This is a genomic window from Epibacterium ulvae, from assembly GCF_900102795.1.
GTDB lineage: Bacteria > Pseudomonadota > Alphaproteobacteria > Rhodobacterales > Rhodobacteraceae > Epibacterium > Epibacterium ulvae.
The window spans coordinates 122,103-137,702 of the sequence record NZ_FMWG01000003.1 but is presented as its reverse complement, the minus strand read 5'-3'; the positions used below and the strand labels follow the sequence as shown (position 1 = coordinate 137,702).

Here is a 15,600-nt window from a genome sequence, read left to right as displayed (position 1 = left end):
CCGATGAACCAAACGCCCCGATCAGATGCGGCATCTCTGCAAAATCTGACACAGAAACGCTTTGTTTTTGTTCTGCTTGATCAATTCACACTGTTGCCTTTTGCATCAGCGGTTGAATGCTTGCGGGTCGCAAATCGAATGTCGGGGCAAAATCTATATGAATATGTGTTGGTCAGCGAGGACGGGGAAGCGGTCCCGTGTTCTGTTGGCTCTAATTTTGGCGTGGATCATGCGCTTATTGAGTTGAAACGCGATGATGTTGTTCTGGTCTGCGGTGGCATGAACATCCGTGACAATAGCACTGCACGTATTCTGGCCTGGTTGCGACGCGAATCGCGCAAAGGTGTCAGTATCGGTAGCTTGTGTACGGGGTCATATACCCTGGCCAAGGCTGGTCTTTTAGATGGCAAACGCGCGACGATCCATTGGGAAAACATTGATGGCTTTTCCGAGGACTTTGCAGACATCGAACTGTCAAAATCAGTTTATGTGTTAGACGGGAAACGGATGACAGCGGCGGGCGGCACCGCGTCGCTTGATCTTATGCTGAAACTCATTGCGGTTGATCATGGCGAAGATCTGGCCAATGCCGTTGCAGATCAGCTGATCTATTCAAATATCAGAACCGAACAAGACACCCAACGCCTGTCGGTTCCAACGCGCATTGGCGTGCGCCATCCGAAACTGTCGGTGGTGATACAAAAGATGGAAGCCAATATCGAAGAGCCCATCAGCCCCTCTATTCTGGCACAGGATGTTGGCATGTCCACGCGCCAGCTAGAGCGTTTGTTTCGCAGATATCTCAACCGCAGCCCCAAACGGTATTATATGGAGCTGCGCTTGCAAAAGGCGCGCAACCTTTTGATGCAGACAGATCTAAGCGTCATTAACGTGGCGTTGGCCTGTGGCTTTGCCTCACCTTCGCATTTTTCCAAATGCTATCGCGCACATTATGACACCACCCCCTATCGCGAGCGCGGTACAAAATCCGGACTGCCGGGGTAATCTAACGTACCTTTGGTGTAATCCGATACAGTGCGCCATTGTCCTGCGAGGCAAACCAGATGCTGCCATCTGGGGCCTCGCGCACATCGCGAATACGACCGGTGTGTTGGGATTTCAGCTGCTCAATCTCTTTTAAAGGCGTTCCCTCTAAGCGTGAAATATAATCAAACTTGAGGGATCCCACAAAAAAATCACCCTCCCATTCCGGCCACAGCTTGCCAGAATAAATCATCAAACCTGAGGGCGCGATTGAAGGGTCCCAATACCATTTGGGTTGCTGCAGACCCGTTTGATGCGTCCCCACGCCGATCTTTGCGCCGGAATAATGACGGCCATAAGCAATGATGGGCCAGCCATAGTTGGCGCCTTTCTGGATTAGATTTATCTCATCTCCTCCTTTGGCACCATGTTCAGACACCCAGACCTCTCCCTGTGCGTCAATCGCCATCCCCTGCGGATTGCGATGCCCAAAGGACCAGATCTCGGGCGCGGCACCGGGCGTATCAACAAAAGGATTGCCCGGATAGGGTTTGCCATTGCGCCGCAGACGTAAGATGCTGCCGGGCGGGTGGCCTATGTTCTGCGCATGCTGTCGCGTCCCACGTTCGCCAAGGGACACGTAAATCGATCCATCGTGTCCTTCGCGCAGGCGCGATCCGAAATGAAACGGGCTGTCATCACCGGGCACCTGAAATAGGACACGGTGGGCGCTCAAACGTTTGCCATCCGGACTCAGCCGTGCCGAAAGAACGGCTGTACCATGGCCTCCGTTGGTTCTGCGCGCGGCTGTAAACAACACTTCGCGCGTTTGTGCGAAATCGCGTGGCACCAGAACATCCAACAGCCCACCCTGCCCTTCGATGGCCACTTTGGGTGGGTTTTGCACAGTGTGCGTGCCGTCTTCAGAAATATAAATCAGCTTGCCATCCCGTTCCGTCAGCAAGACATCGCCATTGGGCAGGAAATTAAATCCCCAGGGAATATCAAGACCGTTGGCCACCTCTGTTATGTCAAGCGCGCCTTGCGAGGTTGGGAACGGATCGGCAGCTAAAGGGGAGAGAGCGGAAAAGCCTAAAATCGCTGCGGTGAAAAGTGATCGAGACAAAGACATGAAATGGCTCCGGTGCATAAGGGGGTGCATGGATGGTGCATAGAAAGTGTACGGGCTGTGCTGTCCCAATTTTCCTGTATTCGCGCTTATTGTCGACATTGCACAGGTCAAGCTCTCGTGATCTGGCTAACGTCCTTTGAACAATCCCCCAAGAATGCCGCGCACAATGCGGCGTCCTGTTGTGCCCTTCAGTTCTTTGATGACAGCGCTGGACATCGCAGAGGCAAAGGTCTCTTTAGGGCGATATCTGCGCGCAGAGGACCGCCCAATACGGCTGCCAGAATAACGTCGCGCGGCATTGAACTCACGCTGGGCCGGATCAGGGAGTTCTTCAGCTTTTGCCTCGGCCTCATCAGCGGCTTTTGCGGCCTGATTTGCCCTCTCACTCAGAATTTCATAGGCAGATCTTCGATCTATGGCGTTTTCATATTTTTCTTTTAAATCAGAGTTTTCAATGATGGATCTGCGCTCTTCCAAGCTGAGCGGCCCAAGCTGCGCGCTGGGCGGTCGGATCAATGTGCGCTCGACTACTCCGGGGATCCCTTTTGCTTGCAGCATAGAGGTCAACGCCTCTCCTACGCCCACTTCCTGAATGGCGGTTTCGGTCTCAAAACGCGGGTTTTCGCGGTAGGTTTCCGCCGCAAGTTTTAGTGCTTTGCGATCACGTGCCGTAAACGCCCGCAAGGCATGTTGAACCCGATTGCCAAGCTGGCCCAATATATCTTCGGGCACGTCCGCTGGATTTTGCGTGATAAAATAAACACCTACGCCTTTTGACCGGATCAGGCGCGCAACCTGTTCAACCTTGTCAATCAGCGCTTTGGGCGCATCTTCAAACAACAGATGGGCTTCGTCAAAAAAGAAAACAAGTCGGGGCTTTTCTGGATCGCCCACCTCTGGCAGTTCTTCAAACAATTCGCTGAGCAACCACAGCAAAAATGTCGAATAAAGCGCAGGTGAGGCCATCAGCTTGTCCGCAGCTAGAATATTGACCCGTCCACGCCCTTCGGCGTCGTGACGCATCAAATCAGACAGCGCCAAAGCGGGTTCACCAAAGAACTTTGCACCCCCCTGATTTTCCAGAACCAACAAACGTCTTTGTATGGCTCCGATTGAGGCAGGAGAAACATTGCCATATCGCAATGAAAGCTGTTTGCGATTTTCGCCAACCCAGACAAGGAGAGCCTGCAGATCTTTGAGGTCCAGCAATGGCAGACCTTCTTCATCTGACAGGCGGAACGCGATGTTTAAAATGCCTTCCTGTGCTTCGGTGAGCTGCAAAAGACGTGCGAGCAGCAATGGTCCCATTTCCGCCACTGTTGTGCGGATCGGATGACCCTGTTCGCCGAATAGATCCCAAAAGGTGACGGGACAGGCTTGATAGCTATAGTTCTCAAACCCAATTTTGGTGGCGCGTTTGGTGAAAGCGTCATGAAGCTTGAACTCAGATCGCCCGGCAAGCGCCATTCCAGACAGGTCGCCTTTTATATCAGAGAGAATCACCGGCACGCCCGCGTTGGAAAACCCTTCTGCAAGAATTTGCAATGTGACAGTTTTTCCTGTGCCTGTTGCACCTGCAATCAATCCGTGCCGATTTGCATACTTCAGCATAAGGTTTTGCTTTTGCGCGTAATTTTCGCCGCCACCGCCAAGAAAAATACCGTTCTGCATATCGCCTCTTCTGTTGTAACGCGCTTGCGTAAGTAAACGCCAATTTAACTATTTATATCTAATCTGATCATAGACCAGATAGACACATGCGGGTGTTCTTTCCGGTCATTTCCTCCCTGTCAGACTGGCCGTGCCTTGCGCACGGCCTTTTTTTATCAAAAACCTATCACAGACCGCGATTTATCGACGGTGTGGAGTTGAGAAACGCCAGAAAACCACTTTTATTGGTCGAAAATCGCCTTTTTTCTGTCATTCTTTGTTGACCCGTGTGCCCCCCTTACGTAACTTCCTTCACATAAGATATAAAAAGTCGGCCAGTCCGATGGGGAGAAATACATTAAAGGAAACCTTAGGGTTTCCTTTTTTGTTTTCTATGGTTGCGCTGGTGTTGCACCGTCCATTTTTCCAAAGGTGATTGCGATCAGATGTGAACCACATCCGTGTCAGAATGCGACTGACACTTGGTTAAGGGTGTGCTACCTCAACGTCATAGAGCTTAAAAAACAAGAGGCATTCATGTTGAAGTCCCTTACGTCGCTGTCTGTTGCGGCATTGCTTGCCTGCACGGCACCTGTGATCGCGCAAGATACTGCAACCCCTGACGAGAGCGCGGCTACTGAAGCTCCCGTTTCTGATCCGTCTTTGGATCTGGGGCAGCCGGTTCAAGAAGGACCGCGCCTTGGAGAGCGTTATTCTAAAGAAAAGCACGGAGACTGGGATCTGGCGTGCGTAAAGACCGAAGAGGAAGTTGATCCCTGCTCTTTGCTGCAAATTATTTTGGACAGCCAAGGTGCACCTATGGCTGAATTTTCACTGTTTCGGATTGAACAGCAAGGCAGCCCAGCAGTCGCGGGTGCTACAGTTATTGTTCCTCTTGAGACGTTGTTGTCCGAAGGTCTGACCCTGTCGGTGGACGGTGCGCCAGCGAAACGATACGGGTATTCTTTTTGTAACTCATTGGGCTGTGTCGCGCAGATCGGCCTTGTTCAAGGAGATATCGACGCAATGAAGAAAGGCGCAGAAGCAACCTTGTCTTTGCGCCCTGCGCCTGCGCCGGATCAAGTGATCAATATGGCTTTGTCGCTGAAAGGCTTCACGGCCGGTTTCAACGTGGTTGATGTTGTAAAGCAGTAATTCAAAAGAAAAAAATCCGCGTAAGATCAGCTCTTGCGCGGATTTCTATTAGGCTGAATGGTTTGATTAGATACGGCGCAGCGCCAGAACTGCGTTTAGCCCGCCAAAAGCAAAAGCGTTGGAAAGGGCGACATTCACCTCTGCCTGTCGCGCTTCATTTGGAACCACATCTAACGCGCATTCCGGGTCTGGCTCTTCATAGCCAATGGTGGGGGCGATAATGCCGTCGCGCAATGCCATGATGCAGGCCAACAGTTCCACAGCACCAGTGCCGCCAATCAGGTGACCGTGCATCGATTTCGTTGAGGATATCATCAGATTATCAGCATGTGGGCCAAAGACATCCGCAACCGCAGCACATTCCGTTTTGTCATTGGCCGCGGTGCCGGTGCCATGTGCGTTGATATAGCCAACCTCATCCGGGTTGATTTTAGCATCTTGCAACGCGCCTGCAATTGCCCGCGCAGCGCCCTGTTTGCTGGGCATAACAATGTCAGAAGCATCAGAAGACATGGCAAAGCCACTGATTTCACATAAAATTTCAGCGCCGCGCGCCTTGGCGTGATCATAGTCTTCAAAGACGAAAACACCGGCTCCCTCGCCTTGGACCATACCATTTCGATTGGCACTGAATGGGCGGCAGGCGTCTTTTGACATCACGCGCAGCCCTTCCCAGGCCTTTACGCCGCCAAAGCACAGCATGGATTCTGATCCGCCGGTCACCATAACGGGTGCTATGCCAGAGCGAACCAACTGAAACGCTTGTGCCATGGCATGGTTTGATGAGGCACAGGCCGTTGAAACGGTGAAGCTTGGCCCTTTTAGATTGTGCTCCATCGAGACATGGCTTGCAGCCGCATTGTTCATCAACTTGGGGACAACAAACGGATGTACGCGATTTTTCCCATCCTCATAAACAGAGCGGTAGTTGTCATCCAGCGTCTGCATCCCCCCACCAGAGGTGCCCAACACGACGCCCGCCTTGGCTGACAGCTCACCAGAAAATGTTAGACCAGACTGGGTGATTGCTTCACGGGCAGCCACCAAAGTGAACTGAGTAAAGCGATCATAAAGCGCCATTTGCTGACGGTTGAAGCGGCCTTCCGCTTCAAAGTTGTGAACTTGTCCACCAATTTTGATCGCCAAGCGGTCAACGTCACGAAAATCTAGTGGCCCGATGCCACATCGTCCTTCTTGCATCGCAACAAGCGTTTCGGGAACGGAGTGGCCCAGCGGGTTTATGGTGCCTGCTCCGGTGATGACAACGCGTTTCATATTTTGATGTAACCGCTACTTTTCACTGATAAGCTTTTCGATGCCCGCAATGATCGCCGCGACATTAGTGATATCAAAGTCGCTTTGTTCGGGTTCGTTTGCGTTAAAGGGGATTGAAATATCGAATTCTTCTTCAATTGCGAAAATACATTCAACCAAGCCTAGGCTATCAATGCCCAGGCTGTCCAACGTGCTTTCCGGTGTGACATCAGAGGGTTCAAGCACCGCTTGTTCAGCGATAATCTCGACGACTTTATCGTGGATGCTCATTGGCAGACCTCAATTCTTTAGTGTCGCTGATGATGTAATGGCTGCAAGCCTATTTGAAAACCGCCTTTTTTAACGCATCGATGTCGCGCATCAGACGCGGCAGTCGGCGCTGCGCTTTATAAATCTCCATATGGGTATCCATTTTGATTGCGGGATACCCCATAACCACACGACCCGCAGGCACATTCGCCAAGATATTGGTGCCTCCGGCGGAAATGACGCCATCACCGATAAAGAGATTGTCGCCAACGCCTGTCTTGCCGCCCAGCACAACGTTATTGCCAATATCCACTGATCCTGAAATCCCGCATTGACCGCACAAAAGGCAATCGTTTCCGACACGGGTGTTATGTCCAAGGTGAACCTGATTGTCTAATTTGGTGCCATGGCCAATCTCGGTGTCCCGGATCGTGCCATTGTCAACGGTTGCGTTCATGCCAAGTTCAACATCATCCCCGATTGTGACGGAGCCGAGAGAGTGAATACGTTCCCAGCTTTGCGCGCGCGCCTCCCCCTGATCGCCCAAGGATTTGCGGGCATTTTCAACGCCAGATACTTCGGGAGTTACATAAGAAAACCCGTCGCCGCCGATACGTGCGCCGGGTTGGGCGCGAAAGCGATTGCCGATCTGCACCCGCGCGCCGATCGATACGCATTCGCGAATGATGGCATCCTCTCCGATCGCTACATCGGCACCGATAAAGCTTTGTGGCCCGATGACAGAGCCTGCTCCGATTTTAGCGCGCGGGCCAATTACTGTAAGCGGGCCAACACTGACACCTTCAGAAAGCTCAGCGGTTTCGTCGATCACTGCTGAGGGGTGGATACCGCTGTTGAAATGCTGTCCGGGATCAAGCTGCGCGGTCACACCAGCCATGGCCATACGCGGGCGCGGTGTGAAAATTGCGGCCTTAAGGCCGAAACTTTGCCAATCGGCCCCTTCCCATACCAGCGCAACCTCAGCGGCGCCTTCTTTTAGCTTATCTGCGTATTTGGGATTGGTGGCCATTGCCAGATCACCGGCTTGGGCATCTTGCGGTTCTGCCGCCTGACCAATCGTTAGATCAAGGTCGCCAGCAGCCTCAGCCCCTAGCGATTGTGCAATGTCTCGGACCGTAAAACGCGTAGCAGTCATGAGCGGGGCCTTTGTTCAATAGATGATCTGGCCCCGATCTTTACCCTTGAACGCCGGGCAAGACCACCCCTGCCCGTTCCAGTGCGGCCCAAACCTTTGCGTCTCGTCCATAAACGTCGCGGCGGAATTCAACAGGGCCTTTGTTTGGGACAAACGCGGTGCGGTAAATCAGGTGTACCGGAACATGTGTTTCAAGGTTTACACGTGTTTCATTGCCCGATTTCAGGATGCGATCAAAAAATGCCTTGGGCTCTTCTGATTGTTTGGCCAGCAAAGCATAAGCAAATTCAAATGGTTCTGCTAGGCGAATGCATCCGTGTGAATAGGCGCGGACTTCGCGGGGATAAAGATGCTTTTGCGGTGAGTCATGCAGGTAAATGTTATATTTGTTGGGGAACATGAACTTTACCAAACCCAGCGCGTTTGTTTTGCTGGGCGGTTGGCGCATCGAGAACGGGAAGCTGCGTGCTGTATATTTAGAAAAGTCGATGGCACCACGGCTGACAGTGCGCCCTTTGTTATCTGTCACATGGATATGGCTGACCGCATTTGGGTTGGCTTTCAGCTTTGGCAGATACTCTTTGGTGACGATAGAACGCGGCACATACCAGCTGGGATTGATCACCATATGATCCATGACGTCTGAAAATTCAGGTGTGCGGCGATCATGGGTGTTTTTGCCAATCACGGAACGGGTCTGGAATGTGATTTCGCCATGATCCATGATCCGCGCAGAGAAATCTGTCAGGTTCACCAAAACATGACGATCCCCACGTTCAGGGGTCAACCAGCGTTCCCGCTCCATTGCGATGATAACGGATTTCAGGCGTGCGTTTGGCGAGATATTGATCTCTTTCAACGTGCTGTCACCTGCAACGCCATCTGCTGCAAGTCCATGTGCGGTCTGAAAGGCCTGAACAGCTTGTTCCAGCGCGCTATCATAACTTCCAGAGGCGCTGCGCTCCAGATATCCCATGGCGATCAAACGATTGCGCAAGGCAATAACGCCCGCGCCTTTTTGACCAGGCTGTTTTTTTCCTGCAGGAACCGTTGGGCCCCACCCTCCGGTTTGCACAAGCCGTTCCAGGCGCTGTTTTTCACGCATCAATGCGCGATACTGAGGTGAATCTGGTGCAAGATTGCGCATGTATGCGGTGGGTTGCTCTGCCATAAGCCCTGTAAACAGCGCTTCAGCATCTAGGTCCGCTTTTTTGCGCACCATGCCGTCATCAATTTTTGAAGGCACCAGCATCCCGGTTTTCAGGTCTTCTGCATAGGTGACGAAGGCCTTGCTTAAGGCGGCTTCGACACGACCTAGGTCACGGGTGGTCTGAACGGATTTCAGCGCGTCGGTAAGTTTTGCCACCATAGACGTTTGATCGGGAAGACCATGCGCTGGTGCATCCAACAAAGCCTGTAAGAGCGCTTGACGGCGTTTGAGTGAGGCTTTGTCAGATCCTGTCCAAATCGCATCATACCCGTTTGCACGATAAAATGCAGAGACATCGGTATTATCCGAAGCCGCTTCAGCCACGGCCTGCTTAAAAGCTGTGACCTGTGCGGTTGCTGTGGAGCCTGATATTCCCCATGCAAACCCGGCCAGTGCAAAAGCAAAAAGCCCTGCTTTGATCGTGTGACGCGTCTTGCGGGGTAAAACAGTGGTCATGGACAACAATCCTTGCTTGGCAAACTGTAACGTTAGTGAAAGTGCGGTCGTTAGATGAGTTTCTTAAAGATTCCAAGGTGGTGTCCAATCACGTTTGGTAATTTTGCCCTGCATCCAAAGCAGGTGGTGTAATTGGGTCGCGGTTTGTGTCTGGAAATGCGTTGTTCTATGGGGAAAAGAGTATCTGAGGTCCCCCTTTGCGCAAAAAACTGCCGAAATGTCCACCAAATTGAAACCAAATTCATTCCATTCTTGGCAGACGATTCTTGCTGTGCGATAGAAATGACAGTGGTTAAGTGGGAACCGACCGACGTGTAACATCGCGTCATAGGCAGGACAAACGAAACAAGCGTATACGGGACGGCGCAGTGACTATGGTAGAAACCTTGAACACCGGTTTAACCCGGCGTGCACTGTTGGGCGCATTTGCAGCAACTGCTGTGACAGCAGCCCCCACTTTTTCAAATGCAGCAGGATTCATACGTGGAGCGGGTGATATTCGTCGCCTTCGTATGTATTCAGGCCGCACAGGCGAACGTATCGATATGATTTACTGGATTGATGGCCAGTATATTAAAGATGCCGTTGGCGAAATCAGTCATTTCATGCGGGATTGGCGTTCTAACGAGGTGAAATCAATTGATCTGCGGACCGTAGATGTGATGGCTGCAGCCCATCATTTGATGGATGTCGATGAACCTTATCTTTTGCTGTCTGGCTACCGTAGCCCGCAAACAAATGCGATGTTACGCAGCAGATCACGTGGTGTGGCAAAGAAATCTCTTCACATGAAGGGGCAAGCTGCAGATCTACGGCTGAAAACACGCAGTGTTTCGCAAATGGCGGATGCTGCGCTTTCTTGCCGTGCTGGCGGTGTTGGGAAATACTACGGATCAAACTTCGTTCATATGGACTGCGGGATCGTGCGCAGCTGGCGTGGATAAAACCTCCCTACCCTTTTCGTCCTGTTTAAGCCCTGCCTTCTGTGCAGGGTTTTTTATTTTTGTGGGTTTGACAGAATAGAAGGCACTATGACTTTGAAATCTGTTGTTTTTGTCGTTGCAGTGTCGCGAGCGCCTCGTTATACCCCAAAAACAGGCACCCATAGCTCAGCTGGATAGAGCGCTGCCCTCCGAAGGCAGAGGCCTCAGGTTCGAATCCTGATGGGTGCGCCATACAAATCAAACACTTAACGACTTATCAGCTTGGGTCATTTCTGTTACTAGGAACAGAAACCGAGGCGATTGGCGTTTGATCGCATACTTTGACTTGGATGCAGTTGGCCTTGCTTCACGCTTTCCACCTCTGCGGCCAAGTCCACAGCCGACGCAGCGCTGCGTAGATATGCGTCACTCCGGCGCCTGCCGCCCGCTCTGGAATGACGATCTAGCCGCTTTGGCGGTGCACCTAGAGGACTGCCTTCCAGCAGCCCCGCCCCCACGAACGCATGGGAGGATTGCAGCCAGATGCACCCTGTGCCGAATTTCGAAGGCCAACCGCTTATAGTATCAATTATTTTAAATTCAGTATTCACCCCGGGTTTCTTCTCTATTTAGGAACACGAAAAGGGTGAATTGAGATATGCGTATAAGAGCTCCAGGTGAACTTTCACAAGCGCAGCCTCAACAGGCTGAAACTCGAACCCAAACGGTGCAGCGAAACAAACAAACCCAAACCGCTCCAGCGGCTCAAGATACCGGACAGAGACAAAGACTTGTATTTCAAGAGGCTAATGGTGAATCCTATAACGCGCCAGCCAGCGCAGCGATCGCACCACCTATTGCCTCCTCCTCTCTCGATGTCTCATCTTCTGAAGATAATATCTATGTAGATAACATAGGCGGATCTCATGTCAGAGAGGGTAATTCTCAGCACAGCTCTGATGAAGATGCGCCCCATTCAATGTGGTTTGACGACCTTTCTGCCACTGAGGTTGACTACATATATGATACGCTTGAGGCTGATGATTTTGTTTTCGAAACGACAAACAACTATCAAACACGGATAGGCATTTATGATACCTCAAATCCTGATGCATCACTCAGGGATGGGATTTGTTTTGGGCAATCTATGCAGTTCATTCTGAACCTAAGATCTATTGAAAATCTTGATCTTTCTGATCTCGATATGTTGGCCCAAACAAATCCTTTGGACAACATGGAGCGTACATCAATGCAGCCAGACAATTCATTTGAACTTATGGTCACAAAAAATGCTGCTAAGACATACCCGAAAACCGAAACCAATACGTCAGTTTTCTCAGAAGCACGTCCAGCCGCACCGCAAGATTTCCCAGCTGTGAGTGCTGCGAACTTTTTGCATGCCCGCTATTTGATGCATGAAGAAGTGGTTCCTCACAAACAGGGAGATTCAAATTTTAATTTAGAAAACGCGATGCACCGGACAAAAGCGGTTGCCGGTATAGAGGCCAACGCGGGCAAAGATCTGAACGGTCTGAACCATGAAAAAAGCTTTGAAGCAGTATCTGACTTTGCACAGGCACACAAAGGACAAGCAATTGTTTTAAGTCTGGAAAACGAATTTGGGGCTATGCACTCAACAACTCTTATCTCGCATGAAGATAAGTGGCTTTACTTAGATCCTGAGCACGGTTTGCGTATCAAAAATTCCTTTGATGAAGCCAAAATTGCGATCCGCCGGACTACCGAAAACAACAATGTTTCTGGTATGATAGCTATTCCCGTAACTCCTTCAGGACAGTCACACGAAACATCGCGCGGTGAGAAAAATACCTCTGTGGAAACTTTTGGCTTTGTGTCCAAAGAACATGATGAGAAAACTAAAACAGGTCGCTCCCATATCAATAAGCTAAAAAGCACATTGTCTATGGCGGAAAAACTGGACAAGGGCGCAAAGAAAATGGATCGAGAGACTTTTTTAGCGCACTTTAAAAATGACCCAAGCTTGAAAAACTACGTTGGGAAAGAGGCTTATGCCCGTTTCTTGCGTCATATGGGCGATAAAGGGGATTCAAAGACCCACAGCACACGACAAATGCACGAAAATCGAACCATTCTTCGTAAGACAATCGCGACTATAGAATTGAGCCTAAGACCCAGAATATAATTCAGCATCCTCGTCCTCTTATATCGCCATGCAGGGTAGAAGTGGCTCCGGAAAATAGGACTGGTGTTTGAGGGGGAACAGGCAGATCCGCGATAGCACCACGACATTGATTTAAGGCATCTTCTAAGGTATCTGCTCGGTTATTTTTGAATGATGAACTAGCCGCTTTGGCGGTGCACCTAGAGGACTGCCTTCCAGCAGCCCCGCCCCCACGCACGCATGGGAGGCCTGCAACCTGATGGGTGCGCCATAGAAAACAATAACCCAATAGTCAGCTGAATTGCTTAGCTTCTGCTACGCGTCACAAAACAATAGCTTTTAGTGAACTTGGGGCCTTAGCGTTGATCCGAGGTACATCTGTTGATTTGAAGCGGAAGTTCTATTGACTATAAATGAATAAGTTTTTTCTATTTTTCTATATTCAACATTGGCAACACGTTCGAACACACTGAACAAAAGGTGTTTTCGTGTCTAAAATCGATTCAAATCAATCTGCTCCTAAACTGGCCTCACATGACAGTATTGGTGCCCCGGTCTCTAGACGGAACACAAAACATGCGCCCGCCTTGGCCGCCCCGCCAAAAGAAGTGCCAACAAAGCATAACACACAAGCGCAGATTTTCTCCGAGGCCTCCGGCAAAATACCGGTGGCAGCCAAACGCGCCGAGGCTTCAAGTCAAACAACGGTCAAAGTCGAAACAGCACAATCAAAAAATCCATTTTCCGAGATTTCTGGGAAATTATATCCAGGTGATGAAGTGACGGTTTCGACCAATGGCAAAAATCGCTCTGTCATTGTTGATAAGGTTGTTAATCGTGAAGGAGATCGAGCGCATTTCAAAGATGCAAGTAATCACGAATATCTGCTGAATAACAAAAACAAGCTAGCTGTTCGGCTGGGGCTGAAAGGTGGCGTGCAGCAATCCGAAGCTGCTGGATCGTCCAGAAGCCATCAGAGTACGCGTGTTTTACCATCAGGAAATGATGCGCCTGGCGCAACGTCATCAGCAGAAACCCGTAAGACGAATACCAAAGATGCGGTACTCACTAAGGTGACAGCCGCAAAGGAAGCCATCAACAATCCTAGAGGGTATCCTGAAGAAATGTGCGCAATTGTGGGACATGAAACTGCTGAAGGCAGGGCGTCTTTCATTTCAAGAATCGACTCCAATGAGCAAAGCACCAAGCTCATAGTCGAGATTGCAGACCGTAGGGCAGAACCCCATTTCAACGCTTCAGATGCCTACATCGCTCAACTTAGCCATTTTATGGAAAAGGCACCAGAAGACATTGATCGCCTAGACGCTTTGGTTTTTGATGTTGTCGGGAACCCAGAAACGCGTGACGTTATTAAACAGATCAAAAGCGAATACGGCGATGAAAGTAACCCTGCGGCGCCTCTGACAATTCGCTTCGATGGTGAAGACGAAGCATCAGAACGCGTTTTAGACAAACTTATGAAGGATTCCCCTCTTGGCAAGTCAGCCGGCTATTTTGCGCAAGACATGTCTGTTATAACAGAGAAAGAATGGAAAATATCAGGTGTTGTTTTAGATACGACAAGTCTGACTTTCCTGATGCAAACCGAGGCTGATCTTGAAGAACTTGACCAGCAACAGGGTTATATGTCTCAGCTCGCCGAGCAGTGTACCATCGCTTAGGCTGAGAAGTTGTGATGAACGCGATCGCTGTGAAAAAGACTTTTGAACAGCGGTTGCGACACGCCGTCAATTTTTTGAACAGCTAGTGATCAAACACCTGATCCTGCCCTAGCTAAGCCCTATGTGTCGAGCATCGAAGCCCGCAGACGGGACCCAAAACTTCTGACTGAGTAAAAGAGAAATACGATCTAGCTGGGGATCGGGTTTGAGCGTGCGGGTACGGGCTCTTCTTCTGCAAGGTCAGGAAGCGAGGAGGCGCTGGCAAAAGGCGATGTGGGAAGATCTTTTGGCGGGCTTGGCAGGTTGGGGAATTGTCGTGCCAACTTCGGTCCAGTCCCGGTGGCTTCGCCAAAAATTTGCGATTGGCGATTGGAGATTGCAGGCTTTGTTGGTGTGGGCTCAGAAAGCACATCTGAAAGTTCGAGTTCAGACAAAGATTCCAGATCAGAATCTATCGTACTGGTCGAAACAGCTGGGTTAGAGGTTGCAGAGGTATTCGCAGTATTGGCCGCTGCGAGGGAAGGATTGCTTTGCCCGAAACCTGCCTCTGACAGCCCTTCATCGATGAGTGAAAGTTCATCATCTGAAAATGAACTTGTATCGCTCTCGATGATGCTTTGCGCCAACAGTGGATTGGATTGGGCCGCTTCCTTCAGGGCATTTCTCGCGCTTTGTTGACGATCATCTTTTCCGAGGCCCATCTCGGACAAACCTTCCTCCATGATGGAGAGTTGTTCCTCAGAAAATGAACTGGACTCGGCGTCCAGTATGCTCGCAGACAAGGATGGATTAGATTGAGCGGCCTCTTTCAGACTGGCTTTCGCCTGTTGTTCACGGTCATTTTTACCCAGACCCATTTCAGATAGTGCAGCCTCCATCGTTTCCCGATCTTCCGCCGAGACATTTGCACCAGATTCCAGCACATTTATCGCGAGCAACGGGTTTGATTTTGCCGCGTCAGCGACCGCATCTTTTGCGCTTTGTTCGCGATCACTTTTGCCCAGGCCCATCTCAGATAGCGCGGTTTCCATGATTTCCCGGTCTTCTGCTGAGACATTCGTACCGGACTCCAGCACCTTTATCGCGAGCAGTGGATTTGACCGAGCAGTATCCGCGACCGCGTCTTTAGCGCTTTGCGCACGATCCGCTTGTCCAAGGCCCATGGCGCTGAGGATTTTTTCAGCGACCTTGGCATCACTTTTTGAAAGCTTTTTGGCCTCAATCAGATCGATGGCTTCAATCGGATTCATTGCAACCCATTCTGCCACACGTTTCTTTTTTCCAGACATATTGTCTGCCATTTCAAAGGCACTTTGGGGTTCTTTCGGCTTGCTGCTGCGATGCATTTTAGCTTTGAGATTGCGACCAGCTTCTGCAAAGGGGTTTGAATGTTTGGCTTTGCGCGTCTTCTGCTCTGCAGGGGCAGCTTGTTGTGCGTGTGATTTAAGCTTGAGTTTAAACTTTTTCTTGCTGGGTTGTTCGACATTACTTGGAGCAATGTTTTGCTGTTTCGCCGCCCGGCCAAGCCCAAATATACCCATTTCAAGACCTCAAATCTATAAAATTATTCCCATAGGTTAGTGTG

At 50.5% G+C, this 15,600-nt stretch carries 12 protein-coding genes and 1 tRNA gene; 6 read left to right on the top strand and 7 right to left on the bottom strand.

What is annotated here, in order from left to right:
• Positions 1–3: 3 nt before the first annotated feature.
• Positions 4–1,005 carry a GlxA family transcriptional regulator gene (locus BLP79_RS05640; protein ID WP_090217167.1) on the top strand — a complete coding sequence of 334 codons (1,002 nt, stop codon included), beginning with the start codon at positions 4–6 and terminating at the stop codon, positions 1,003–1,005.
• A gap of 1 nt (position 1,006) precedes the next feature.
• Here the strand turns inward: BLP79_RS05640 and BLP79_RS05635 are convergent, their stop codons facing one another.
• Both BLP79_RS05635 and BLP79_RS05630 read right to left on the bottom strand, forming a co-directional pair.
• Positions 1,007–2,116 (bottom strand): PQQ-dependent sugar dehydrogenase, encoded by a 1,110-nt coding sequence (locus tag BLP79_RS05635; RefSeq protein ID WP_090217165.1) that lies wholly within the window; start codon positions 2,114–2,116, stop codon positions 1,007–1,009.
• Positions 2,117–2,242: 126 nt separating this feature from the next.
• On the bottom strand, positions 2,243–3,787 hold the full coding sequence (locus BLP79_RS05630; protein WP_090217164.1) for a helicase HerA-like domain-containing protein: 1,545 nt from the start codon (positions 3,785–3,787) through the stop codon (positions 2,243–2,245).
• A 516-nt stretch (positions 3,788–4,303) separates the two neighbouring features.
• Between BLP79_RS05630 and BLP79_RS05625 the strand changes: the two genes are divergently transcribed.
• Positions 4,304–4,921 carry an invasion associated locus B family protein gene (locus BLP79_RS05625; RefSeq protein ID WP_090217162.1) on the top strand — a complete coding sequence of 206 codons (618 nt, stop codon included), beginning with the start codon at positions 4,304–4,306 and terminating at the stop codon, positions 4,919–4,921.
• A gap of 66 nt (positions 4,922–4,987) precedes the next feature.
• Here BLP79_RS05625 and BLP79_RS05620 read toward each other — a convergent pair whose 3' ends face one another.
• The 4 genes from BLP79_RS05620 to BLP79_RS05605 are packed head-to-tail and all read right to left on the bottom strand — an operon-like array spanning position 4,988 to position 9,267.
• Positions 4,988–6,196 (bottom strand): beta-ketoacyl-[acyl-carrier-protein] synthase family protein, encoded by a 1,209-nt coding sequence (locus BLP79_RS05620; RefSeq protein WP_090217160.1) that lies wholly within the window; start codon positions 6,194–6,196, stop codon positions 4,988–4,990.
• 15 nt (positions 6,197–6,211) lie between these two features.
• Complete coding sequence (locus BLP79_RS05615) at positions 6,212–6,466, bottom strand: acyl carrier protein (protein ID WP_090217158.1); 255 nt, start codon at positions 6,464–6,466, stop codon at positions 6,212–6,214.
• Between the two features lie 49 nt (positions 6,467–6,515).
• On the bottom strand, positions 6,516–7,601 hold the full coding sequence (gene lpxD, locus BLP79_RS05610; protein WP_090217157.1) for a UDP-3-O-(3-hydroxymyristoyl)glucosamine N-acyltransferase: 1,086 nt from the start codon (positions 7,599–7,601) through the stop codon (positions 6,516–6,518).
• A 40-nt stretch (positions 7,602–7,641) separates the two neighbouring features.
• A complete protein-coding gene (locus BLP79_RS05605; protein ID WP_090217155.1) occupies positions 7,642–9,267 on the bottom strand; it encodes a L,D-transpeptidase family protein in 1,626 nt (541 codons plus the stop codon).
• 374 nt (positions 9,268–9,641) lie between these two features.
• On the opposite strand from BLP79_RS05605, the gene mepK reads away from it, so the two are divergent.
• The 4 genes from mepK to BLP79_RS05585 all read left to right on the top strand — a co-directional run bounded on the left by mepK (position 9,642) and on the right by BLP79_RS05585 (position 14,015).
• On the top strand, positions 9,642–10,211 hold the full coding sequence (mepK, locus tag BLP79_RS05600; protein ID WP_090217154.1) for a peptidoglycan L,D-endopeptidase MepK: 570 nt from the start codon (positions 9,642–9,644) through the stop codon (positions 10,209–10,211).
• A gap of 154 nt (positions 10,212–10,365) precedes the next feature.
• Positions 10,366–10,442 (top strand) — tRNA-Arg (locus BLP79_RS05595).
• A gap of 406 nt (positions 10,443–10,848) precedes the next feature.
• Positions 10,849–12,354, top strand: a complete 1,506-nt coding sequence (locus BLP79_RS05590) for a hypothetical protein (RefSeq protein ID WP_090217152.1) — start codon at positions 10,849–10,851, stop codon at positions 12,352–12,354.
• A 467-nt stretch (positions 12,355–12,821) separates the two neighbouring features.
• Positions 12,822–14,015 (top strand): hypothetical protein, encoded by a 1,194-nt coding sequence (locus tag BLP79_RS05585; RefSeq protein ID WP_090217150.1) that lies wholly within the window; start codon positions 12,822–12,824, stop codon positions 14,013–14,015.
• A 188-nt stretch (positions 14,016–14,203) separates the two neighbouring features.
• On the opposite strand, the gene BLP79_RS05580 is transcribed toward BLP79_RS05585, so the two are convergent.
• Entirely contained in the window at positions 14,204–15,556 is a 1,353-nt protein-coding gene (locus BLP79_RS05580; RefSeq protein WP_090217148.1) for a hypothetical protein, read from the bottom strand.
• Positions 15,557–15,600: the final 44 nt, after the last annotated feature.